Annotated in this window: 19 protein-coding genes; 11 read left to right on the forward strand and 8 right to left on the reverse strand. The window is 41.6% G+C overall.

What is annotated here, in order from left to right:
* Positions 1-116 precede the first annotated feature (116 nt).
* On the forward strand, positions 117-1,247 hold the full coding sequence (locus G9G54_RS19645) for an aminotransferase class V-fold PLP-dependent enzyme (protein ID WP_165179293.1): 1,131 nt from the start codon (positions 117-119) through the stop codon (positions 1,245-1,247).
* Between the two features lie 87 nt (positions 1,248-1,334).
* Here G9G54_RS19645 and phnE (G9G54_RS19650) read toward each other — a convergent pair whose 3' ends face one another.
* The 4 genes from phnE (G9G54_RS19650) to G9G54_RS19665 all read right to left on the reverse strand — a co-directional run bounded on the left by phnE (G9G54_RS19650) (position 1,335) and on the right by G9G54_RS19665 (position 4,852).
* Complete coding sequence (gene phnE, locus G9G54_RS19650) at positions 1,335-2,132, reverse strand: phosphonate ABC transporter, permease protein PhnE (protein ID WP_013312028.1); 798 nt, start codon at positions 2,130-2,132, stop codon at positions 1,335-1,337.
* The gene (gene phnE / locus G9G54_RS19655; RefSeq protein ID WP_165179294.1) at positions 2,129-2,983 is read right to left on the reverse strand and encodes a phosphonate ABC transporter, permease protein PhnE; all 855 of its coding nucleotides are present in this window, start codon (positions 2,981-2,983) and stop codon (positions 2,129-2,131) included. Before phnE (G9G54_RS19655) ends, phnE (G9G54_RS19650) begins: the two co-directional genes overlap by 4 nt.
* The gene (gene phnC, locus G9G54_RS19660) at positions 2,980-3,750 is read right to left on the reverse strand and encodes a phosphonate ABC transporter ATP-binding protein (RefSeq protein WP_039273947.1); all 771 of its coding nucleotides are present in this window, start codon (positions 3,748-3,750) and stop codon (positions 2,980-2,982) included. Before phnC ends, phnE (G9G54_RS19655) begins: the two co-directional genes overlap by 4 nt.
* A 133-nt stretch (positions 3,751-3,883) precedes the next feature.
* A complete protein-coding gene (locus G9G54_RS19665; protein WP_025722520.1) occupies positions 3,884-4,852 on the reverse strand; it encodes a phosphate/phosphite/phosphonate ABC transporter substrate-binding protein in 969 nt (322 codons plus the stop codon).
* A gap of 252 nt (positions 4,853-5,104) precedes the next feature.
* Between G9G54_RS19665 and G9G54_RS19670 the strand changes: the two genes are divergently transcribed.
* The 4 genes from G9G54_RS19670 to G9G54_RS19685 all read left to right on the forward strand — a co-directional run bounded on the left by G9G54_RS19670 (position 5,105) and on the right by G9G54_RS19685 (position 11,610).
* Positions 5,105-7,015, forward strand: coding sequence for a bifunctional 2',3'-cyclic-nucleotide 2'-phosphodiesterase/3'-nucleotidase (locus G9G54_RS19670; protein WP_165179295.1), 1,911 nt, complete (start codon positions 5,105-5,107; stop codon positions 7,013-7,015).
* A gap of 246 nt (positions 7,016-7,261) precedes the next feature.
* Entirely contained in the window at positions 7,262-8,668 is a 1,407-nt protein-coding gene (locus G9G54_RS19675; RefSeq protein ID WP_165179296.1) for a DNA-binding protein, read from the forward strand.
* 197 nt (positions 8,669-8,865) lie between these two features.
* The gene (gene thiD / locus G9G54_RS19680; RefSeq protein WP_013312022.1) at positions 8,866-9,675 is read left to right on the forward strand and encodes a bifunctional hydroxymethylpyrimidine kinase/phosphomethylpyrimidine kinase; all 810 of its coding nucleotides are present in this window, start codon (positions 8,866-8,868) and stop codon (positions 9,673-9,675) included.
* A gap of 237 nt (positions 9,676-9,912) precedes the next feature.
* Entirely contained in the window at positions 9,913-11,610 is a 1,698-nt protein-coding gene (locus G9G54_RS19685) for a M3 family oligoendopeptidase (RefSeq protein WP_053326125.1), read from the forward strand.
* A 163-nt stretch (positions 11,611-11,773) separates the two neighbouring features.
* On the opposite strand, the gene G9G54_RS19690 is transcribed toward G9G54_RS19685, so the two are convergent.
* A complete protein-coding gene (locus G9G54_RS19690) occupies positions 11,774-12,745 on the reverse strand; it encodes a ring-cleaving dioxygenase (protein ID WP_104495608.1) in 972 nt (323 codons plus the stop codon).
* A gap of 259 nt (positions 12,746-13,004) precedes the next feature.
* On the opposite strand from G9G54_RS19690, the gene G9G54_RS19695 reads away from it, so the two are divergent.
* Positions 13,005-13,535 carry a GNAT family N-acetyltransferase gene (locus G9G54_RS19695; protein ID WP_165179297.1) on the forward strand — a complete coding sequence of 177 codons (531 nt, stop codon included), beginning with the start codon at positions 13,005-13,007 and terminating at the stop codon, positions 13,533-13,535.
* A gap of 109 nt (positions 13,536-13,644) precedes the next feature.
* On the opposite strand, the gene G9G54_RS19700 is transcribed toward G9G54_RS19695, so the two are convergent.
* On the reverse strand, positions 13,645-14,154 hold the full coding sequence (locus G9G54_RS19700) for a thioredoxin domain-containing protein (RefSeq protein WP_165179298.1): 510 nt from the start codon (positions 14,152-14,154) through the stop codon (positions 13,645-13,647).
* Between the two features lie 415 nt (positions 14,155-14,569).
* Between G9G54_RS19700 and G9G54_RS19705 the strand changes: the two genes are divergently transcribed.
* The 3 genes from G9G54_RS19705 (at position 14,570) to G9G54_RS19715 (ending at position 17,970) form a co-directional block, all read left to right on the forward strand.
* Positions 14,570-15,592, forward strand: a complete 1,023-nt coding sequence (locus G9G54_RS19705) for a S8 family serine peptidase (protein ID WP_165179299.1) — start codon at positions 14,570-14,572, stop codon at positions 15,590-15,592.
* A 323-nt stretch (positions 15,593-15,915) separates the two neighbouring features.
* Positions 15,916-16,650 (forward strand): LytR/AlgR family response regulator transcription factor, encoded by a 735-nt coding sequence (locus G9G54_RS19710; RefSeq protein WP_165179300.1) that lies wholly within the window; start codon positions 15,916-15,918, stop codon positions 16,648-16,650.
* The gene (locus tag G9G54_RS19715; RefSeq protein ID WP_165179301.1) at positions 16,651-17,970 is read left to right on the forward strand and encodes a sensor histidine kinase; all 1,320 of its coding nucleotides are present in this window, start codon (positions 16,651-16,653) and stop codon (positions 17,968-17,970) included.
* A 40-nt stretch (positions 17,971-18,010) separates the two neighbouring features.
* On the opposite strand, the gene G9G54_RS19720 is transcribed toward G9G54_RS19715, so the two are convergent.
* Both G9G54_RS19720 and G9G54_RS19725 read right to left on the reverse strand, forming a co-directional pair.
* Entirely contained in the window at positions 18,011-18,631 is a 621-nt protein-coding gene (locus tag G9G54_RS19720; protein ID WP_165179302.1) for an ATP-binding cassette domain-containing protein, read from the reverse strand.
* Position 18,632: 1 nt separating this feature from the next.
* Entirely contained in the window at positions 18,633-19,592 is a 960-nt protein-coding gene (locus G9G54_RS19725; RefSeq protein WP_165179303.1) for an ABC transporter transmembrane domain-containing protein, read from the reverse strand.
* Between the two features lie 325 nt (positions 19,593-19,917).
* Here G9G54_RS19725 and G9G54_RS19730 point away from each other — a divergent pair, with 325 nt between their 5' ends.
* Together G9G54_RS19730 and G9G54_RS19735 are read left to right on the forward strand one after the other, a co-directional pair.
* Complete coding sequence (locus G9G54_RS19730) at positions 19,918-21,150, forward strand: radical SAM/SPASM domain-containing protein (RefSeq protein ID WP_165179304.1); 1,233 nt, start codon at positions 19,918-19,920, stop codon at positions 21,148-21,150.
* Between the two features lie 25 nt (positions 21,151-21,175).
* Positions 21,176-22,231 carry a radical SAM/SPASM domain-containing protein gene (locus tag G9G54_RS19735; protein WP_165179305.1) on the forward strand — a complete coding sequence of 352 codons (1,056 nt, stop codon included), beginning with the start codon at positions 21,176-21,178 and terminating at the stop codon, positions 22,229-22,231.
* The last annotated feature ends 217 nt before the right edge of the window (positions 22,232-22,448 follow it).

Genomic DNA, 22,448 nt, shown 5'->3' on the forward strand with positions numbered 1-22,448 from the left:
CGTCTGTTAACGGCGAGAAGATGGGAAGAGAGGCCCTTGTTCTAAGGTGGCTTATATGGATAATAAAATGATCATATCAAGGCACGTTGGTGTGCCCAGGAGGAGCGAAGGGAAAAATGAAACATCCGTTTCAGTCCTACCGTCAGCTGTTTCCAGTGCTGTCCTCACATATCCATGTAGGGAGTTGTTCCCAGGGGGCCGTATCGAGGCCGGTTTCCGCTGCCATTGAGGAATATCATCGAAGTTTGCTGCAACACGGTCATAACGGCGATCTGTCTATGGCACGTTTGGAGGAGGCTAGAGGGCATTTTGCTAAGCTTATCGGGGCGGAGCCTGACGAAATTGCGGTCCTGTCCTCAGCCTCTGAGGCGATTGCCGGGGTGGCCACAGCCCTTCCTTATGTACGGGGAAAAGAAGGCATTGTGTATGCGGACACCGACTTTCCGACGGTTGGACACATCTGGCAGGCACAGGAGATGTTCCATGATCACATCTGCTGTATCCCCTCCATCGAGGGAGAAGTGACGATAGAGCAGTATGAGGAGCATGTTACGGAGAAAACTGCGCTCGTTATGGTGTCACAAGTGAACTATACCAACGGATTTCAGCAGGATTTAAAATCCATTGCAGATATAGCTCACCAAAATCAGGCGTTGCTGTTTGTGGATGCTTACCAGTCTGCAGGGATCGTTCCAGTGGATGTTAAGGCGATGGGCGTAGATATTTTGGTCGCGGGAGCACGCAAATATATGCTGGGAATTCCGGGCGTGGCTTTTCTTTATGTAAACAAGGACCGAATAGACCGCTTCAAGCCACGTCTTACAGGCTGGCTTGGGCAGGAGCCTGCTTCCCGGTTTGATATTGCTCACCCGGTTCCGGCGGCGGGAGCCCGACGCTTTGAGACGGGATTGCCTTCTTTTATTAGCATTTTTGCCGCCAATGCGGCCTTAAAGCTGCTGCTGGAGATTGGAGTCACGAATATTCAGGCCTATATGAGTGAGTTGTTGGATTTTTCCGTTGAATATGGACGGCGCAAAGGGTTACACATACGTGTACCTTACAGGGGAGGCATATTACCAAGCCTGCTCGCTGTTGAAGTAGCCGACGTGTCGGCTGTGGAAAGGAATTTGAGAAGCCAAAATATGATCGTTTCAGCACGAAAGGATGTTATCCGTGTGGCTCCGCATTTTTACAATACGGCTGAGGAAGTCCGACGGGTCATAGATGAATTGGCAGGGAGATGTTGAACGAACGGCAAAAGCCTCTTCCGAGTGAATGGGAGTATAACATCCCTTTTTACACAGGAGAGGCTTTTTGGACGTTTAGAATTCTAATTATACGATCCGTTTGCGCAGCCAGCCGGAAATCAGATCCGTCAAAATGATCAGGACCACAATGCCGAGCAAGATAACGCCTACACGGTTCCAGTTGCGCATTTGGAGTGCAAACAGTAGCGGAGTACCGATACCACCTGCACCGACCAGACCGAGCGTGGTAGCGGAACGGATATTAATTTCAAAACGGTAAAGCGAATACGAAAGAAACTGTGGAATCACCTGCGGTAGCACGGCGAAGAAAATCACCTGCCAACGGTTGGCACCGCACGCGATCAAAGCCTCTTGAGGCCCGTGATCGACACTTTCGATCGTTTCCGAGAAAAGCTTCGCTAGCATGCCGATGGAATGAATGCCGAGGGCAAGCACACCCGCAAACGAACCGGGGCCAACGGCTTTGATAAATAGGATGGCGACGATCATTTCTGGAAAAACTCGGATGACACTAAGCACAAATTTCCCGCTACCCGATAAGGGACGTAGACGGGTCATATTGCTGGACGCCCAAAAGGCGAACGGAAGGCAGACAAATGCGGACACGAAGGTTCCGAGCACTGAAATGACCAGCGTATCCAGCAACCCGCGCAGTAAATCCTCTCCCTCAGGGATGTAGACGAACGACCAGTCGGGATGAAGGAAGCCGTCCAATATAGCGACAGAGACACTTTTGGCCGTTCCCTGTAATCCTTCAAACTGCATCCCGCGAAAAGCCCAAATATAAATGATGATTAGCAGAATAGCTATCGCCCATAGGCGTAGGCGGGAGCCAATAGGTCTGCGAAGCGTAGGATCATTCATAATAATTTCCTCCGTAGCAGGTTACTGCCGTAATCAATCGCAAGGACGATGACGAGGGTCAGTAGAATAATGATGCTTGCCCGATCATATCGGAACAGCCCCAGAGAACGGTCAAGCAACAGACCGATACCACCAGCCCCGACCAGGCCCAGAACGGAAGCCGCGCGCACATTAACCTCAAAGGTATACAGTAAGTACGACACAAAATAAGGAAGAGCCTGCGGAACCACACCAAAGGCGATGACTTGAATGCGGCTCGCGCCAACAGCGGTCATGGCTTCCAGCGGCCCGGGATCAATGGCTTCAATCGCCTCAAAGGTCAGCTTGGCTATGATGCCAAAGGAGAAGAAGAGCAGGGCGAGCATCCCTGCAAACGGCCCGATGCCGAACACCGCCACAAAGATTGAGGCAAACAGCAAATCAGGAATTGTCCGTACTAGGTTCAGGATCGTGCGCATTGGCAGCGAAATCAGTTTGCGCGGCATCACATTATAGGCACACAGCAACGCGACAGGGATCGCCAATATGGCTCCCAGTGTCGTGCCAACAATGGCGATCTGGATCGTTTCCAGCATCGGTTTCCAGATGGTAGGCAGATAGCTCCAGTCGGGTGGAAACATTTCGCCCAACAATTTGCCCATCTCCGGCAAGCCGATGATCAACTGGTAAGGTGTGGCATCCGTATGAATGGAGCAGGCTACCAGCACTACGATAAAAATCATCCAGGTGGCATAACGCTTGTAACGTCCTGGCAAAGGTGGCCCTGCTGGCGGCTTGCTTGGCTGCGGCGGTCCAGCATGCGGTGACGGTTGCGTCGAAGAGAGCGGCTGGGCAGTGGAGCCGGGCTTCATGATCCCACTCCCAGCAGCTCATCATGCTTGATGGCCCGGCCGTAGATCTCCGCAAAGGCCTCATCCGTAGCCTCCTCCGGTGTGCCGTCAAAGACCACTTCTCCGGCGCGCAATCCGATGATCCGCGTTGCATATTCGCGCGCGAGATCAATGAAATGCAGATTGACGATGGTCGTAATCTGCATTTCACGGTTGATGCGCTGGAGGTCATCCATGACCTGGCGGGTGGTCAGCGGGTCCAGCGATGCGACAGGCTCGTCCGCCAGAATGATTTTAGCCTCCTGCGCCAGGGCGCGGGCGATGGATACGCGCTGCTGTTGGCCACCGGACAGTTCATCTGCCCGGCTGTAAGCTTTTTCGCGGATGTTCACGCGCTCCAGCGCTGTTAGTGCCAGTTCGATATCCTCCTTCGGGAAGAGACCGAGAATGGTCCGCAGCGTCGAATGATAGCCGACGCGGCCGGAAAGTACATTGCGGAGCACTGTCGAACGCTTAACGAGATTGAAGCTTTGAAAGATCATGCCGATATCACGGCGAATGCGCCGCAACTCGCTGCTTCCAGCAGACGTGACGGACCTGCCACCCACGACAATGTCGCCGGACGTAATGTCATGCAGTCGGTTAATGGAACGCAGCAGGGTAGACTTACCTGCACCGGATAAGCCGACGATGACGACCATTTCTCCCTCCTGAATCGTCAAATTAATATGGTTCAACCCTTTGGTGCCGTTCGGGTATGTTTTCGATACGTTACGGAATTCGATCATATGCTCCCAACTTTCTCCCCCGATGGGGTGGAATGAAAACAACACCGCCATGAATACATGGACGGTGCTGCCCTGTCATTCGTAAAGCCTGTTTCGTAGCTGTTACTTCATTAAAGTACCTTGTTTGCTCCGATTACTTAACCGCTTGACCAACGGCTTCGGCGTATTCACGCACGGAGTCGAAGTTTTTATCGTCACCCTTTTCATAACCTACATGGGTGTAAATTTCTTTAATGATCTCGCCGCCTGCAGGGTCTTTGGCAATGTCAATAAAGGCTTGGCTGATCTTGTCTCTCCACGCTTGATCCATATCAGAACGTACGCTGACGGTGTCATTTGGAATTTTAGCTGTGTAATGAATGACGCGAGTTTTTTCAAATACATCCGGGATTTCCTTCTTCACCGTGTTACGTGCATCCTGGAAAACAGCTACCGCATCAACTTGACCGTTCAGCAACGCCAGAATAGCAGCATCGTGGCCTTTGATTGTCACACCCTGCACATCCGTGTCCGGGTCCACTCCAGCTTTTTTCAGCTCTGCTGCAGGGTACACGTAGCCTGCGGAGGAGGTTACATTTTGCCAGCCAACCTTCTTGCCTTTCAGATCAGCTAGACTTTGAATCGGAGAATCCTTTTTCACCACGATCATTGCTTTATAAAAGTTTACTTTTTCAGTCGTGTCCTTACCTGTAGCATCTTCAATGCCGTAGCGTTGAGCTTGCAACAGCAAGTCGGCTGCTTTACGGTTATCGTGGGCCAGTACATAAGCATTCGGCGGAAGGAATCCTACATCTACCTGTTTGGAAGACATGGCTTCCACAATTGTATTGTAGTCAGGAGATACCGTTACTTTCACCGGGATTCCAAGCTTGTCACCCAGTAGATTTTCGAGCGGTTTGGCTTTGGCTTCGAGCGTATCTGCATTTTGAGAAGGAACGAACTGTACCTTTAACTCCTTAGGAACATAGGCTGTGCTTTCGTTTTTAGAGCCATCTGTACCCGGAGTGGACGCGCTGTTGTTATTGCTTGCATTGGAGCCACAAGCGGCTAGACCCGCTGCCAGTGTGAAGGTCATGCACAAGGTCAGTGCTTTTTTGAACAAAATAATTTCCCCCTAAACATAGTGATAACGATAATAAAAAACCTGTAAATGCTGTGACAAACCAAATCTTAACAGCTAGTCCCGTAGCTAGGGTAAAAACCACTCCTGACTTTGGTAAAAATGATGTAAAATTTATCGTATGGTAAAAACCGTTTTCTGGATTTATGCAAAATGCTTATTTTAACATTCTCTTAACAGTGCTCTGTTAGACTTGTTCAAGCTCTATGACCGAAGCTGAGGGAGAGAACAAGATTGGATATTTTGGATATTAACGAAAAGGCAGACCAAGATAATGTAAGCCTTGTGAGAGTGAAATTTCGCATTATGGTTACAACCGATTTGCATGTCAGTTTGTGGAATTACGATTATTATACGGATCAGGAAACGCTGCATTACGGTCTGGCGCAAACGGCCAGTCTCATTCAAACAGCCCGGGCGGAGGTACCCAACCATATGCTGCTGGATAACGGAGATGTGATTCAGGGGAATCCAATGGGAGATTATGCTGTACAGCGAATCCAACAGGACCCAAGCGCGGTGCATCCCGCCTATAAAGCCATGAATCTGCTTGGATATGAGGCTGGCAATATCGGGAATCATGAATTTAACTATGGACTGGAATACTTGCAGACTTGCCTTCAAGGAGCGCAATTTCCTTATGTGAATGCCAACATTTATATAGCAGGAGAACAAGAACGAAATTACTTTACACCTTATCTATTGCTGGATAAGACGGTAGAGGATGAAGCAGGCGGTAAGCATCTGTTGAAGGTAGGGATCATCGGCTTTGTTCCTCCGCAAATTATGCAATGGGACAAGGCGTGGCTGGAGGGGAAAATCATTGTCAAAGATATGCTGGAAACGGCAAGATGGTTTATTCCACAAATGAAGGCGGCGGGAGCCGATCTGATCATTGCCATGCCCCATGCAGGCTTTGAGGATATTCCCGAAACGCTTGATATGGAAAATGCGGTGCTGCATCTGAGCAGGGTGGAAGGGATCGATGCCATTGTGTTTGGTCATGCACATAAAGTATTTCCCGGACCTTCGTTTATGGGGAAAACAGGTGTTGATATAGAGCGAGGTACCATCCACGATATTCCAGCAGTGGAGCCGGGCTTTTGGGGGGATCATCTGGGGATCATTGATCTGGAGCTGACCTTTAGTGGAGGGAAGTGGCAAGTGGCTGCATCTGCTGCCGAGGTACGCCCGGTGTATGATCCGATACGCAAGGAGGCGCTGGTACAACCGGATACTGCCATTCAGCTGGCGGTAGCAGAAGAGCACGCCGGAACATTAGAGTATATTCGTGCACCTGTAGGTCAGACGGCGATGGCGGTGAACAGCTTTTTTGCTCAGGTGATGGATGATGCTTCGGTTCAGCTCGTGAATGATGCGCAAATGTGGTATGTGAAGCAGCAGATGCAAGGGAGCGAGTACGAAGGACTGCCCGTTCTGTCGGCAGCAGCTCCTTTTAAAACAGGCGGCAGATATGGCCCGTCGTACTATACCCATATTCCGGCTGGGACGTTGGCGATCAAGCATATCGCCGATCTGTACAATTTTCCGAATACGCTGCATGTCGTTCGACTGACCGGAACGGAAATTCGGGAATGGCTAGAGTGGTCTGCTGGACAATTCCGGCAAATTGATCCTTCAGCAGAACAAGAGCAAGAGCTAATTAATTCTGATTTTCCAAGCTTTAATTTTGATATCATCGACGGCATCAGGTATCAGATTGATGTAACACAGCCAGCCAGATATGATGCTGACGGGGGCCTAAAGGACCCAGATGCACACAGAATCATTCAGATGTCTTTTGATGGCGAACCGATGAATATGCAGCGAAATTATCTGGTTGTTACGAATAACTATCGCGCGTTTTCCTCTGCGCTGGTCAATCCGGGTGGAGAGCGAATTATACTTGCTTCACCGGATGAGAACCGTCATGTGCTGACCGAATACGTGCGGCATATGAAGACGTTGACGCCAAAAGCTGACGGCCATTGGTCCCTCGCCCCATGGTCGGGGCGTCCGCATGTGACGTTCCTGACCTCGCCGCAAGCAACGGATGCCGCTAATGCCTATTCGGAGTTGCTTTATGAAGGGTTAACGGTAGAGGGATACGCTAAGTTTGCCATCGATTTCGGACGTTCACGGTAGAACTGCTAACTAGTTTTTGTCCTATAAGTCCACAGCATCAAAATAATAGAAATAGACTGTCCCGCAGAGGACGGTCTTTTTTCATAAAACAGTTTTAAAATCGTACAAAATTCGTGATTTTATATGTCCTGAGTCGTGTTTAAAGTTATTGACCTCTCGTATAAATAGACATATACTTTGATTAAACAAATTTTGGTTTAAAAGGTAATGAAAAAGTCACCATCATTCGTTTGAGGGGGTGTCCCTTTGGAAAAAAACACCACGATCCGCGCAGAAATAGAAAAGTATATTCAAAGTGAAGGCATTTCAATGCAATGTTTTGCAGATGCTTCCAAGGTAAATCCGGGTACACTTAGCGGTATACTTAATCGGAACCCACCACGGCCTATCTCAGTCAATCAGCTTGATCTGATTACCGAGGCCATGGGATTGGAAGAAGGATCTTTGTTCGAGATGTATGTGGATGAATGTTTTATTCATTCCTTACCACACTGGAGGAGGTTGCGTCCGTTTCTCCTACGTTGCTCAGAGTTGAACAAGCTGGAGTGTATACGCAGTGTACTTGGCTATTTGATGGACGATTTATCGAACGTTCCTGCTATTTTTGAGACCGCAGAAGCGATGTTTGAGGATGGCAGACATGAAGCCGCCATGCTTCTGTATGATTGTGTCATCGAGAGTGAGAAGTATACCCACTCTGAACGGTTGGCGATCAGCTATTTCCGTATATTCCAGATTCAGATTAAGGATAACCAACGGAACTTGAAGGCTGCTGTACAATTCCATTTGTACCGTAGTCGTCTACCGGAAATTTACGCACTGGAAGGCTTACATATGCTATCTCAAGTGTTTGCTTTAAAAATGCAATGGTCCGAGATGGAAATGTATGCGGACGAGCTAAGAGAGCTGGCGCAGGCATTGTATCGCAATCGGAACCGTTTTGGAGATGAGCACCTGGAGCTGCTTAAGCCGCTCGTTTATTACTATGCTCAGGGGCATCTGCTCAAGGCCAGCTGCTATGAGTTTCAGGGCAGATATGAGGAATCCAAGCAATGGATTGAGGGTTATGCAGATTTGAGCTGGTTTGAGGGTTTAGACGAAGAAGGCTGGAAAGTGGTCAACCTGCATCGTGTATATGCACAGGGCAACCGACTTTGTATTGAAATTAAAATGGGCAACACTTCTGCAATCTATGAATATATTACTTACCTGCGTGAGCATCCGGATGAGACACTGGAAGGCTTGAACACCTTGCTCGAATCGGCGAACCGGTTCGGTTATTTCGTGGATGCCGAACTGGGACTGTTTAGTCAGCAACTCAAGAGCTTCTGGGAGCTTGCACCGGAACGATGGGACACTCATTATCGCAAGCACTTTAATGCATTTCGCTTTGCATCCTTTTGTAAGGTGTATGCGGAATATTATTTCCGAAAAGGCGATTACCCCGAGGGAGTGGGACAAATACTGCATTGCTTGCAACTGTCTGTTGATAATAGCTATACCGAACATATCATTGGTTGTATGGCTTTATTTGAGCAGCATCGGAATTTTGCTACACCGGAACAGCAGCAGCTGTATCAGAGTCTGTGTCTGGGCGTACGTGCAAATGAAAAGAATCATGCCTATGATCACAGTACCGGTGGATATTTATAATTCCAAATTTCTTTCGAATTCTTCATATAACACGTTATTGCGAGGATGTTCCTGTTTCAAAAGGGGATGTTCTCGTTTTTTAGCTGCTGCTGTCGCTTGTGACTTTTAACATAGAGAGGACCGTTTTGCGCGTTGACAAGTTTCGCAAGCGGGATTAGGATAAATGCAGCACAGAAAGTGAAGGAGAGCATGTACAAATGACGATTCCCAAAACATTAACGATAGCCGGCTCCGACACAAGCGGTGGAGCGGGTATTCAGGCAGACCTGAAAACCTTTCAGGAGCTTGGCGTATATGGTATGACCGTATTGACAACCGTAGTAGCGATGGGTCCTAAAACCTGGGATCATCTTGTATATCCTGTTGCGTTGGATGTGGTAGAAGCGCAGCTGCGTACTGTATTGGAAGGTATCGGTTTTGATGCGATGAAAACCGGTATGCTTGGTTCCGTTGAAATTATCGAGCTGGTAGCCAGCCATTTGAAAAAGCATGATCTGAAGCGGATCGTAATTGACCCGGTTATGGTCTGCAAAGGCACGGACGAAGTGCTTCAGCCGGAAAATACAGAGGCGATGCTGGAATTGTTGATTCCTGGCGCTGACCTGGTAACACCGAACTTGTTCGAGGCTTCGCAACTGGCGAAGAATGGACCAATCACGACACTGGAGCAGATGCAGGAAGCGGCTGCGATTATCCATGAGCGTGGAGCTAAGCATGTACTGATCAAGGACCGTGGCAAAATTCGCGCAGGTAAAGCGATGGATCTGCTATATGACGGAATCACTTTTGACTGGTTTGAAGCCGATGTTGTAAAAACAAACTTTACCCACGGTGCAGGCTGCACCACTTCGGCAGCGGTAACGGCTGGTTTGGCTCAAGGACTGACTGTACGTGAAGCAGTGGATCAGGCCAAGAGATTTATTACACAGGCCATTGAAGGTAGCTTCAAGCTGAATGAATTCGTCGGTCCGACCCTGCATGCGGCACATCGTTTGCAAAATCAATAAAGCATGAAGGTCTGCGATCTTAGAAAGACTTATAAATCTCCATCAGTCTGAATATATATTAGATTGTTTTAGATCATGACTTTTTTGATATATAGAGTTAGATGAGGCTTAAAAGCCGCAATACATAGTATTGCGGCTTTTAAGGTTGTATTTTTTTGGAATTGCAGCTTCCAGTTTGGTCTAATCGTACTGTATAATAAGCATCAGATTTATTACATTTAAGGAGGAACCGAAGCAATGACATTATTCAGCCAAATGGCTTACAGTCGACCAGAGCAACCTGAAATTGAACAGCGGTTTAAAACGCTGTTGCAGCAGTTTCGTGAAGCAGACAGCGTAGAACGTCAAAATGAAGTGATTCATGCGATTAACAAGCTGCGCAGTAATGTGGAAACACAATTGCAATTGGTGGAAGTTCGGCACTCCATTAATACGGAGGACGCCTTTTACAAAGCGGAGCAAGAGTATGCTGATGATTTCATGCCGGTTATTCAGGAGTATGTAACCGATTACTACCGGGCATTGGTGGATTCTCCATTCCGAACCGAGTTGGAGAGTCAATGGGGCAGCCAGCTTTTCAGTATTGCCGAGGTAGCACTCAAATCGTTCCATCCGGATATTATTGAGGATTTACAGCAGGAAAATAAGCTGACCTCGGAATATGCTCAATTGATTGCTTCAGCAAAGATCCCGTTTGAGGGAGAAGAACGCACATTGTCGCAGCTCCTGCCTTTTGAAATGGCTACCAACCGGGAGACGCGCAAACAGGCCTCCGAGGCTAAATATCAATTTATGAGTGAGCATGAGGACGAGCTGGACCGGATTTATGATGAACTGGTGAAAGTACGCACGCGCATGGCACACAAGCTGGGCTATGACAACTTCGTAGAATTGGGTTATGCCCGCTTGGGACGTACAGATTACAATGCCGAAATGGTAGCCAATTTCCGCGAGCAGGTGCTGAAGCATATCGTTCCTCTGGCAACCAAGTTGAAGGAGCGCCAGCGCGAACGGATCGGAGTAGATCAGCTTCGCTATTATGACGAGGGCTTCAACTTCCTGTCAGGCAATCCTACGCCTAAAGGTGACCCGGAGTGGATCATTCGTAATGGAGCACGTATGTATGAGGAACTTTCAGCGGAAACACATGAATTTTTCAGCTTTATGATCGAACGTGGACTGATGGATTTGATCAGCAAAAAGGGCAAGCAAAGCGGAGGCTATTGTACATTTTTGAGTGAATATGGCACGCCGTTTATTTTCTCCAATTTCAATGGTACATCCGGTGATATCGACGTATTGACGCATGAAGCAGGTCATGCCTTCCAGGTCTATGAAAGCCGACATTTTGAAATTCCTGAGTACCATTGGCCAACTATGGAGGCGGCTGAGATCCACTCTATGAGCATGGAGTTTTTCGCATGGCCTTGGATGAATCTGTTCTTCGAAGAAGATACGGACAAATATCATTTTGAACATCTATCCTCGTCGTTGCTGTTCGTGCCTTACGGCGTAGCCGTGGACGAATTCCAGCATGCCGTATACGAACATCCAGACTGGACCCCAGCCGAACGTAAAAGCGCATGGCGCTCCATTGAACGTAAGTATAAACCGCATCTGGATTATGAAGGCAACGAGTATCTGGAGCAGGGCGGGTTTTGGCACAAACAGGGTCATATTTTTCAATCCCCGTTCTACTATATTGACTATACACTCGCGCAACTGTGCGCGTTCCAATTCTGGAAACGCATGAGTATCGATCGGACAGCTGCATGGGAAGATTATTTGAAGCTATGCCGTGCCGGAGGAAGTCGATCTTTTACCGGATTGGTTGAGTTGGCTGGACTAATCTCGCCGTTCCAAGATGGCTGTATCGCCTCTGTAATCGGAGAAATCGAAGCATGGCTGAACAGTGTGGATGATAAAAAGCTGTAAGCATAACTAAAAAGGGCATTTCCGCTTACCTGTCAAAGCTAAAAAGCTTGCAGATGACATGTTTTTATAGGTGAAAGCAGGGCGGTTGCACGAAAAAAGCCGGGAATCTCTACATGATGTAGGAGTCCCGGCTTTGTGTGATTTTAGAGCAAATATAACCCTATTAATGTTTGGTGTTAAGCGGTTTAAGATTGGCTTCAATAGATGCGCGGCGCGATTCTAAAAATGGCGGTAAAGCCAGCGATTCACCCAGGAACTCCAGTTCTTCATCCGTATCAAAGCCGGGTCCATCGGTAGCCAATTCAAACAGAATGCCGTTCGGCTCACGGAAATACAATGAACGGAAGTAAAAGCGATCTACAAAGCCTGAGTTGGAAATTTGCAGCTGCCCAATACGCTCTACCCACTGTTTGAGCTCTTCCTCGGTTTCAACACGGAAAGCTACGTGATGTACACTGCCGCGTCCTGGTCGCTCTTGTGGCAGATCGTTGCGCTCCTCCAGATGAACTTCAGTTCCTGTACCGCCTTCACCTGTTTCATAGATGACCACATCCGGTTGTCCGGCAACGGGGGAAGGGTAAGAGCCTTTTTTGCGGAAGCCCATAACCTGTTCAAGAATGAGAATGGTATTCTCCGCTTTAGGAATGGTCAGATGAACCGGTCCAAGTCCTACAATGCCGTATTCGGCAGGGACAGGGCTTTTCTCCCAAGGCGTGCCGCCGCGCATTCCGTGATCATGCTCATCTGAAACGAGGAAGAAGCGTTGTCCTTCAAAATCCTCGAACGAAAGCGCCAAGCGTCCCGCTTGATCCGTAATTTCGCCGTGTTTTACATCCAGCTGCTCGAAGCGGTTTTTCCAGTAATCCAGTGCCTTGTCATTCGGTACCCGCAGGGAGAGCGCCGAAATGCTGTTATTGCCTGTACGAGTTTGTCCCGCATGTGGAATTTCAAAGAAAGTGACTTCCGTACCCGCAGTTCCACGCTCATCTCCGTAGAAAAGGTGGTATACACTAACATCATCTTGGTTCACCGTTTTCTTGATCAACCGAAGTCCCATTACCTGAGTATAAAAATCAACATTTTTAGCCGCTGCCGCTGTAATCGCCGAAACGTGATGCAATCCTAACAGTTTCATATTATTGCCCTCCTTGGTTTATATATGATTAGTTTTTTTAAAACAAAATAACCAGTCGTAAACTTTTCTTTATATTTATTATCTTGATATTAAGATATATTATTTTTGGTTGTTTGTCAACTTGAATTACGATCTTGCTACAATACAGTTTCATGACGGACAAAAATAGAAATTCGAAATAATGCAAAAGCAGATACAATAAAGCCCGATATAGCCCAATATAGATAGAATGAATTTTATTATTAAAGGAGTGTACTCAATGTATACGGATAAGGATTTAACGATTAGGCCTGTTACAGAAGGAGACCTGCCTGCTCTTTGGACGTTAACTTTTAAGGAAGAAGCACCGGAATGGAAACAGTGGGATGCACCCTACTATGAACATAAGCCAATTTCTTTGAATGATTATTTAAAAGAGAAGGAAAAGCGAATCGGACAAGATGACTTTTGGATCATTGAAGTGGAAGGCAAGGTCATTGGATCAGTGAGCTATTATTGGGAGCATCAACCTTCACAATGGCTTGAAATGGGGATAGGTATCTTTGATTCGCAGTATTGGAGCGGTGGGTATGGTACGAGGGCACTTCGACTGTGGATCACGCATTTGTTTAATACATTGCCTCTAGTAAGAGTGGGCTTTACAACCTGGTCAGGAAACCATCGGATGATGAAGGTGGGGGAGAAGCTGGGCATGACCCTCGAAGCCAGGCTTCGAAAGTGCAGATATTATAATGGAGAGTATTATGATTCGATCCGAATGGGGCTTTTACGGGAAGAGTGGGAATTGTGATTAAATTATAAAGTATAGAAGACTCGCAAGAGGGACGCCTTTTTCAAAGAATTCCATCTTGCGAGTCAAAGTTTCAATGATTTGGATCAATCATTTTAAATGCGAAAGGTTACTGAGGGCAATCGGCAAAAATAGTTTGTAATTCATCTACATTTGGTCCTGTGCCCACTTGTTGAACAACAACTTTTCCATCTTTAATATAGGCTAAAGTCGGAGTCCCTTGTAAATCGATATGATCTCTAAGAAATTGCCAAGTGACAGGTCCCCAGTCTCCACCATCCATATTGTAGTAATAGATTGGTTGTGATATCCGCGTAGAAAATTCTTTTAAAATGGGAGAGAATTCACGACAATAGGAGCAGCTAGGTCTACCAATATAAAAGTAAAAACCTTCTCCCGAGTTGAATTTGTCCATGGTTTCATTCGCATTAAGTCTAGGTAAATCTTTTACATCATTCTCGTATTCTTCAACAGTCGGAATATTTTTATTTTGTTCTATAGTCGTAAAATTCTTATGTTCTGCAGCATAGTTAGTATCATTAGCAATGAAAAAGCTTGTCAAACACATACAGAATATAAAAGCTAGTTTGAACGGTAGAAATTTTCGGTTTTTTATCATAAGAAACCTCCACATTAATTTTTTGCCTGATACTAATTTTACGGACATATAATATTATTTTGATTATCACCTTCTTAAAATATTTATACGGAGCCTTAACAGACTATTGAGATTAATTGCTTCCAGATAGCCTGTATTCTTAAGCTGTAGTTAATCTATGAATAAGGTTACTACAGTTGATCTATGTAGAAATATTACTGTAATAATCAGCGCATATTGTGTCATTTTGCGTCTTGCTGAATACTCTAGTAACTCGTAATTATAATGGTCAGCATTGAATTTTTAATACATTTTTATCGAAAATTTGCTTTTTATAGCATGAAATTGGTTATTTTATCACTTACACATTCTATATCAAACTAAAGTGCTAATTTATATATAGCATTCTACAAATTTGATAGGATAGGTGAAGACTATGTTTAACAACAAACAAGTAGTCATAATTGATACTGGAATGGACATGACGAATCGTAGTTTAAGTAAACATGTTATAGATGGAGTGAGATTTCAATTTTCAGGAAACGAAATTATCGAGGATAATGATTTTCAGGATGACCATGGGCATGGAACATCTGTGGCAGATACGATTATGCAAGTTTTTAGTGAGGCTCAATTTTACATCATAAAAATAGCAAATGAAGAAGGGAAAACGAGTACTAGACTCTTGCAGATGGCGTTGAAGAAATGCCTTAATCTGAATATTAAATATATATGCATAAGCATTTCGGTTACTTCAGAAGGATACTATCAGCAACTTAGCCAAATTACACAGCAGTTAGTAGATCAAAATAAACTTATTTTTGTATCTGTAAAAAATGGTAGTCAGAGTAGTTATCCAGCTAGTCTGCCTACTGTCATTGGTGTAAATGGGCAAATGTTTTGTTCAATTGAGTCATTTTTGTTTTCAAAAAATAAAGAGATCCAAGCCGTATTTGATGAAGCTCCAATTTTTGTCTATACACTTGCCGAACGATTTGCCTTTTTTAAAGGTACCTCTAAAGCGAATGCTCTTTGTGTGGGGAGAAGTATGCAACTGATCTCTTCTGAGGTGACGAACTCTGTCATTTATAATAAAAATATCACGTTTTCAGAAGTTAATGATATTCTTGAACGCAGTGCTTTGGAATATGAGGTGACAGTACCTGAATTTAAACCTATCCTTGATGCTGACATTTATAGTAACTTAGTAAAAAAATTTGGCAGGTCTATAAAAAAAGCGATTTATGAAACCACTAATCTTGAAATTGACATCCATTCTTTAAATAAAGTTCCTTTTATTTCTGAGTTGACGGGAATAACTTTTAATAATTTTGATGATTTTTGGAGTAGCTTAGAAAAAGAGTTGGATCATACCTTAAACGATTATCACAATATACATATATTAAATGTATGTTCTCTTGCAGCATTGTTGAAGTACTTGGAGGAGCTAGGTATTTAATCAAATTAAGCTGTTTGAAATCTATATTTTTAGTATTTAAATAAAAATATAAAAATGTATTTATTTAGAAAAAAGATTTGATTATAGAAAACTTGAAATGGTATACTATATATGTAATTAGTAAGCGATCTATAATAAATAAGGTAAACTTTGAAACTACATAATAAACCCAGCAAAGAGGGGATTGGAATTGTGCTGGGCATGACCGGAAATCATATGTTCCTTGCAACTGAGAATTAATTCATTGATGTGAAGTTCATGGGTTAACTTATACACGATACTTTACAATTAAGAATAATTAATGTATGTAGGGATGTGATTGGATGTTAAACATTGCTCTGTGTGATGATACAAATGTAGAACTGGCCCGGGTGGAGAGGTTTACGTTAGAATATCCCTTTACTAAAGTAGAAGTAGATACTTTTGGAAGTGGGCAAAAGTTGCTGCAATATGTAGCTAAGAATAAAACTGAATACAATATTTATCTGCTTGATATTGAGATGGCGGATATGGATGGCATTAGTTTAGCCAAAAAAGTAAGAGAGTTTGACAATAAAGCTGTAATTATCTTTATAACCAATTATGACGAATACATGCCAGATGTATTTAAAGTACAAACCTTTGATTACATACTGAAACCTGTGAATAAAGAAACCCTTTTTGAGGTTCTTCAAAGAGCTGATCACTATTTGCATAGTTCACATAGTTATTTTGAGTTTAGCTATGAACGAAATAAGCTCATTATAAACGAAGATGAAATTATGTACTTTGAGAAAAGTGGAAGGGCTGCTCATATTTATACAGAAACAAAAGAATATAAGTGTAATCAGACAACTTCACAAATTCTTGCTCAACTCGATCCGATGGCTTTCACTCAGATTCATGCTTCGTATATCATTAACCTGAAATACGTTGTAGGAATAAAATGCGAAAATATTATGATGAAACGGATTGTAAATGGCGAAATTCAGGACACTTATTTGGAACTACCGATCAGTAGAAAGTATAAAAAAGATTTTAAACAAAAAATGATGAATTATATGAGGAAGAGATTCTAATTGGAAAGAGCCATGTTTGATTTTATACTAAATTCTTTTGATATTTTCATTATAAGTAGATTTCTGAATAAAGTTTTATTTACTAAAAAGGGACTTTCGACGGAGAAAATCTTGCTGTTTACGATTGCATTAATAGGTCTGACAGTAGTCGGTATGTACTTTTTAAAAACAACATTTGATGTTATGCTAAATGTTGTTCCAGTGTTCACTGTACTTTGTTTTTACCCGAAAAATCATATAACAACAAAACTGTGTTGGGGTACAGTTGTAATTGCAATTGAAATCTTATCTGAAGGAGTATGTTACGCCATCATGAATGTTTGTTTTCCAAATGTACTCCTTACATCAGATAATGTATCTTATTATTACGAAGCGGGTGCTCTCCTCTCAGAAATCAGTAAATTTTTCTTTTTTTTATGGGTTCCTTTACTTTTTAAAATAGATGTTTATCAAAGAGAAACTACTCTGCATTATTTATACATGTGTTTGTATGCAGTTCCTATCATAACTCTTTGCTTGTCGTGCAGTCATTTTGATTTGATCTTAAGATCAGGCAAGAACCCAAATGAGTGGTTAAGTGTAATTTCTATGATTGGTGTTTTATCAATCAATATCATCATGTTAATTATTTATGAACAATTAAGCCGAATGTACGGCGAAATGATAGAGCAGGAATTATTAAATTTCAATCTTAAAGCAGAAAATATTCACTATGATAATCTGGAAAAATCGCAAAAAGAAATTCGGAGAATCAGGCATGATATGAGAAATGAATTGTTGACCTTAAAAGGATTGCTGAAGGAAAATAACGTAGAGGCAGCAGAGGGGTTTATAGAAGAAATTCTCTCAGATATTAAATGTACTGAAACTCAGAAATATTCACCGAACAATGTGCTTAATTACGTACTCACCGAGAAAATAAATTTAGCTACTAAAAAAAATATTGTAGTGAACGTTGATAGTTTTCTTCCAGAAAAATTTTCTCTAAATAATAATATTATAGCCGTTGTATTTGGTAATTTGCTGGATAATGCAATAGAGGGCTGTGACAAGGTAACTGAAGGTAAGAAAATAATGGATATAAAAATAAAATATCATGAAAAGCAGCTTTATATAGAGATTTCCAACACGTTTAATCCGGTGTTTGTAAATAGTAATTTTATAAGTAATAAAAAGAATAAAGAAAACCATGGTTTTGGATTGAAAAGTGTCAAGCAGATTGTAAAAGAAAACTCAGGAATCCTGGATATAAGGACCGTGGGAGACCGGTTTTGCGTCAATATTATTTTATGGGACTTAGAACAGGAAGCGAATTCGTGAAAGGGCGTAGACGCTTATGCAGCTACGTCCTGCTCCTGCATTACAACAATATTTGTTCATATTTACTCCCTAGTTCACTATCATGTGTAATTAATATGATGGTATGGTTGTACTTTAGATCATCTAGTAGATCAATAAAGTTCTTTTTTACAACACCATCTAAATTTGAAGTGGGTTCATCAAAAATTAATACTTCTTTATTAGTATAGATATTCCGTAGTATCGAAATTAATTGCTGCTGTCCTCCTGATAAAGAAAAGTTTTTACCGATTACTTGATCTTTTTTACTTTCTTCGATAAATTTCTTGGTATCCAATAATTCAATATATGAATTCAGTTGTTCCATGGGGATACCCGGTTGCCCCAAAGTTATATTGTTAAAGATCGTATCTACATACATGACGGGTTCCTGGAAGCAAATGCCTATTTTGCTGATAATATCTTTACGTTTCCATTCTCTCATTTCCTTTTCGTTCACTAAGATATCACCTGTATAATTACAATTAATCTTGGTGAGTAATTTTAATAGTGTGCTTTTTCCTGCCCCGTTGCGTCCTGAAAGGCAAAAAATATGATTTCCATGAACAGAGAACGAGACATCGGATAGCGCTTTTTCCAAACCGTTATAGCTATAACTTACATTTTTAAATTCTATGTCCATTTTATTTCACCTCTTCAGCTCTTATAATAGACTCGATTCTTTCGATTGATACTTTTGTCTGCTTCCAAGCGGCCACATAGTTTGTAACACTTTTGATGGGACTTATGATCTGATTTGAATAATAAACAAATACCGTCAGTACTCCCATACTTGTTTGGCCTTTCATTACTAAAATTGTACCCATCCCCAAAAGCAATACACTTCCAATAGAGGTAATGACAGAAGGGACAGTGGAAGCTACGATAATTGTATTGCTTCTCTGTCTATAAGCTTCAAGTGACTTTTCCTCTAAAGGCATGTACTTTCCCAAAATATAGTCTTTTATATCCATTCCAATAGAATACAGAAGTGTTCCAAGCGTATGCCTAATATAAGAAATAGAGTCATCATAAGCATTCATGACTGCTTTTGTCTTTTGAGTAATTCTTTTATTAAAGAATATTTGACTAATCATTGTTAAAAGCATGATTAAAAATACAAGTGTAAATAATTTGTAGTTGAAAAAAAGCAATACAATACAAATAACAATTAGAAAAAGTAAGTTTGATATTAGCATAGGGATACCGTGGGATACTAATCTTTCGATGATTCCGATGTCGTTAATAAACAGGGAAAATAGCTTATCGTTGTTTGAAGTAATGGTCTCACCTGGCAAAACAAAAAACTTTTCTAACAACTTTTTTTTCATAGCATAAGAGATTCTTTTGCCTAATTCGGCAAAAATGAATTCACAAAGTAAACTGCTTAGGTGAGATAGAATAAATAAGCCTGTTGCTATTCCTATAAACTTCACAATTAAGGAGAGATCTTTGGATATTAACCCAGAGTCAACAATTTTACTTATGTATTGGGGAATTATCATGCTAAGTATTGTATCTAAAGCTTGAAAAACCAAAATTAGTACAATAAAAAAATGGAATTTATGGACTCCTTTAAAAATCCAATTATATTTTTGAAGCATAAATTTTCATTCCGCCCTTCTGATACAAATATATAAAAGAAGCTACTTCTCATTCTACTATTGAATATCTAATAATTATATTTATGGTATAAATGACCTCTTTAATGTCGTGAAATACATCTATGTATACGTTTTTTACGGATTTAGCGTAACTATCTATTACCCCTCCGATACTCTAAAAAATCCATTGTTATTTAACTCTAATTATTATCAATTTATGGCATCAAAACATTAGATTATGACATAACAGTAAATATCAGAACAATTCATGATCTATTTAATAGAATGGAAAATGAATTTGGGATGTATGAGAGGAGAAAAAATCATGGTATATGTTTTAAATCCTTACTCACGTGAACTGTTTCATAATCATCAAGTCATTATCGCGAATACAAAATCAGGAGCTTTTTTGAAAACCTCTAAATCTTATTATCTTGTGCTGAAGGATATGGTTAATAAAGGGGAAATTGAATCATTATTAAATCCTACCAAAATTTCCCGACATGCTGACGTTATTCATAATTTAACAAGTCTCTTTTATGAATTAGTAAATATCAAATGTATTCTAACCGAAGAACAATTAACAAATATTCATGAGGAGGTCTTAGATGTTGTTTATCTAGGATTAACAAATAGATGTAATTTACACTGTAAACATTGCAGCGCTTCAGCGGATGCTCATTTTACCGATGCACTAACAACTGAAAAAGTGAAAGAAATCATTGATCAGATCGTCGTACTTAAACCCCAAGCCATCAATGTTACGGGTGGAGAGCCTATGATGCGATTAGATATCATGGAGCTTTTGGCGTACATAAAACAAACATTCAACGGAGCCATTTTGCTCTCTACCAATGGCCTTTTTATAACCCAAAAAAATGTGGAACAATTGATTAGGTATGTAGATAATGTTTCCCTTAGTCTGGACGGTTATGATGAAGAAACTTGCGATCAAGTTAGAGGCAAAGGTGTTTTTAGTAGAGTTATAAAAAGTATAAAACTAATGCAAAGTAAAGGGCTAAAAAAAATCGCATTATCAATGGTTATTACAAAATATACTTTTGATGGAGGTGAAGATAAATTCCTTGATTTGTGTGAAAAATTAGGTGTTAAACCTATTGTAAGAATCTTAACATCCGCTGGAAGGGCAGGAGAGAATAGTGAAGAGATTTTTCCCGAAAAGCCATTTGTAGATGATCTGACCTCTCAAGATGTTACCTGTCGACTTTGTTCACCAGGAAAAAGGGAATTATTTATTGGAGGAAATGGGAACATTTATCCTTGTGGAGGGTTGATGGATTCTGATGATTTTGTTTTAGGAAATGTATTTGATGATAATTTAATTGAATTAATAGCTAAAGGCAATCAAAAAGCAGATCACAATAAAATCGGATGTGTAAGACCATGGGAATTTGAACCCTGTAAGAACTGCAACGTTAATTTATTTTGCCATCACTGCATTAGCAACATCTACTATTTGCATCAAAACCAAGAGTTGTTCGATACCATTTGTCAAACACAAAAGAAACAACTTCAAGAACTAGTTTGGAATAGCTAAATCTTTATTTAAGGAGAGTAATGCCATGAACTTCACATATTGGGTAACTGAGGATTGTAACTTGAAATGTAAATATTGTTATGTTAGTAAAGCCCCGAAAACGATGAGTAGGGAAACGGCTACAAAGGCTATTGATTTTACGGAAAAAAAGCTTGCTGCAAATCCTTTGGATCATAAAGATAAAATACGCATAGCATTACATGGGGGTGAACCATTACTTAATTATCCGATCATTCATTATCTTGTAGAAGAATTAAAGCAAAAAATTCATGGCGATATTTCTTTTACAATGACGACAAATGGAACCATTTATAACCAAGAAATGATTGATTATGTTTCTGAAAATATCCAATTAACAGTTAGTTTGGATGGGAAGCAGGAAAGTAACGATATCAATAGAGTATACAGAAATGGAAAAGGAAGTTTCAATAGAGTGATTGAAACCCTTGATTACATTAATCATCAATCACATTTTTTCCGAGTAAGAATGACCGTTACACCTAATAATGTTTCATATTTTGCTGATAATTATATTTTTCTTTTTGAAAAAGGGTATCCGATTGTCAGCTTTGCACTAGATGAAAGTGATCCAAATTGGAATAAAGAACTTATGAAAGTTTATCAAAAGAATCTTAACGAAATATTTTCATATATGGTGAATAACAATCTTACCAAAGCACAGTACTTCTTATATAATTTCAAAAACGAACATTTCCGACCAAGAGGGGTCTGTGACGGCTGTCATAACAGCTTCCATATCTCCAGTGAAGGAAAAATCTATCCATGTATTCTTGCAGTAGGACACGGAGAATTTTCCATGGGAGATGTGTTTTACGATATAGTTGAACAACGTTTATCCAATTTAGACGTAATCAATCAAAAGAACAAAGGAGCTTGTACAAAGTGTGCTATGTATAATAATTGTCGCAGCAAAATGTGTAAAATTATTAATAAAATCCAAACTGGAAATTATTATGAATCATCACCTGTATTTTGTGCAACTCAAAGGATACACTATTCAATAGTGAAGGAGTATGAATATATATTAAAGAACTTCGAGCTTCTTCTTTCTACCCACTGATTCCTCAGATGGGGACGGTGATATTATCCCCTTTGGGTAGAGAGTGTTAAAAGAGCACATGTATGATGTGAGCTGGCACTATTTTTCTAAAGGGGATTTTTGTCATGGCCATCAAAGGACAGAAGTTTAGAATATACACACCAGAGTTCAATTTGAAGGTGGTACGTATGCATTTTCTCTGTTTTCTCATTATTATAATTAATTTCAGGGAGGTTAG

The organism is Paenibacillus sp. EKM212P (genome assembly GCF_011066115.1).
GTDB lineage: Bacteria > Bacillota > Bacilli > Paenibacillales > Paenibacillaceae > Paenibacillus > Paenibacillus polymyxa_B.

Excerpts from the sequence above, each read along its gene's own strand:
- G9G54_RS19645 (WP_165179293.1), top strand. The coding sequence starts at position 117 with ATGAAACATCCGTTTCAGTCCTACCGTCAGCTGTTTCCAGTGCTGTCC.
- phnE (WP_013312028.1), bottom strand. The coding sequence starts at position 2,132 with ATGAATGATCCTACGCTTCGCAGACCTATTGGCTCCCGCCTACGCCTA.
- phnE (WP_165179294.1), bottom strand. The coding sequence starts at position 2,983 with ATGAAGCCCGGCTCCACTGCCCAGCCGCTCTCTTCGACGCAACCGTCA.
- phnC (WP_039273947.1), bottom strand. The coding sequence starts at position 3,750 with ATGATCGAATTCCGTAACGTATCGAAAACATACCCGAACGGCACCAAA.
- thiD (WP_013312022.1), top strand. The coding sequence starts at position 8,866 with ATGACGATTCCCAAAACATTAACGATAGCCGGCTCCGACACAAGCGGT.
- G9G54_RS19685 (WP_053326125.1), top strand. The coding sequence starts at position 9,913 with ATGACATTATTCAGCCAAATGGCTTACAGTCGACCAGAGCAACCTGAA.
- G9G54_RS19690 (WP_104495608.1), bottom strand. The coding sequence starts at position 12,745 with ATGAAACTGTTAGGATTGCATCACGTTTCGGCGATTACAGCGGCAGCG.
- G9G54_RS19695 (WP_165179297.1), top strand. The coding sequence starts at position 13,005 with ATGTATACGGATAAGGATTTAACGATTAGGCCTGTTACAGAAGGAGAC.
- G9G54_RS19700 (WP_165179298.1), bottom strand. The coding sequence starts at position 14,154 with ATGATAAAAAACCGAAAATTTCTACCGTTCAAACTAGCTTTTATATTC.
- G9G54_RS19705 (WP_165179299.1), top strand. The coding sequence starts at position 14,570 with ATGTTTAACAACAAACAAGTAGTCATAATTGATACTGGAATGGACATG.
- G9G54_RS19710 (WP_165179300.1), top strand. The coding sequence starts at position 15,916 with ATGTTAAACATTGCTCTGTGTGATGATACAAATGTAGAACTGGCCCGG.
- G9G54_RS19720 (WP_165179302.1), bottom strand. The coding sequence starts at position 18,631 with ATGGACATAGAATTTAAAAATGTAAGTTATAGCTATAACGGTTTGGAA.
- G9G54_RS19725 (WP_165179303.1), bottom strand. The coding sequence starts at position 19,592 with ATGCTTCAAAAATATAATTGGATTTTTAAAGGAGTCCATAAATTCCAT.
- G9G54_RS19730 (WP_165179304.1), top strand. The coding sequence starts at position 19,918 with ATGGTATATGTTTTAAATCCTTACTCACGTGAACTGTTTCATAATCAT.
- G9G54_RS19735 (WP_165179305.1), top strand. The coding sequence starts at position 21,176 with ATGAACTTCACATATTGGGTAACTGAGGATTGTAACTTGAAATGTAAA.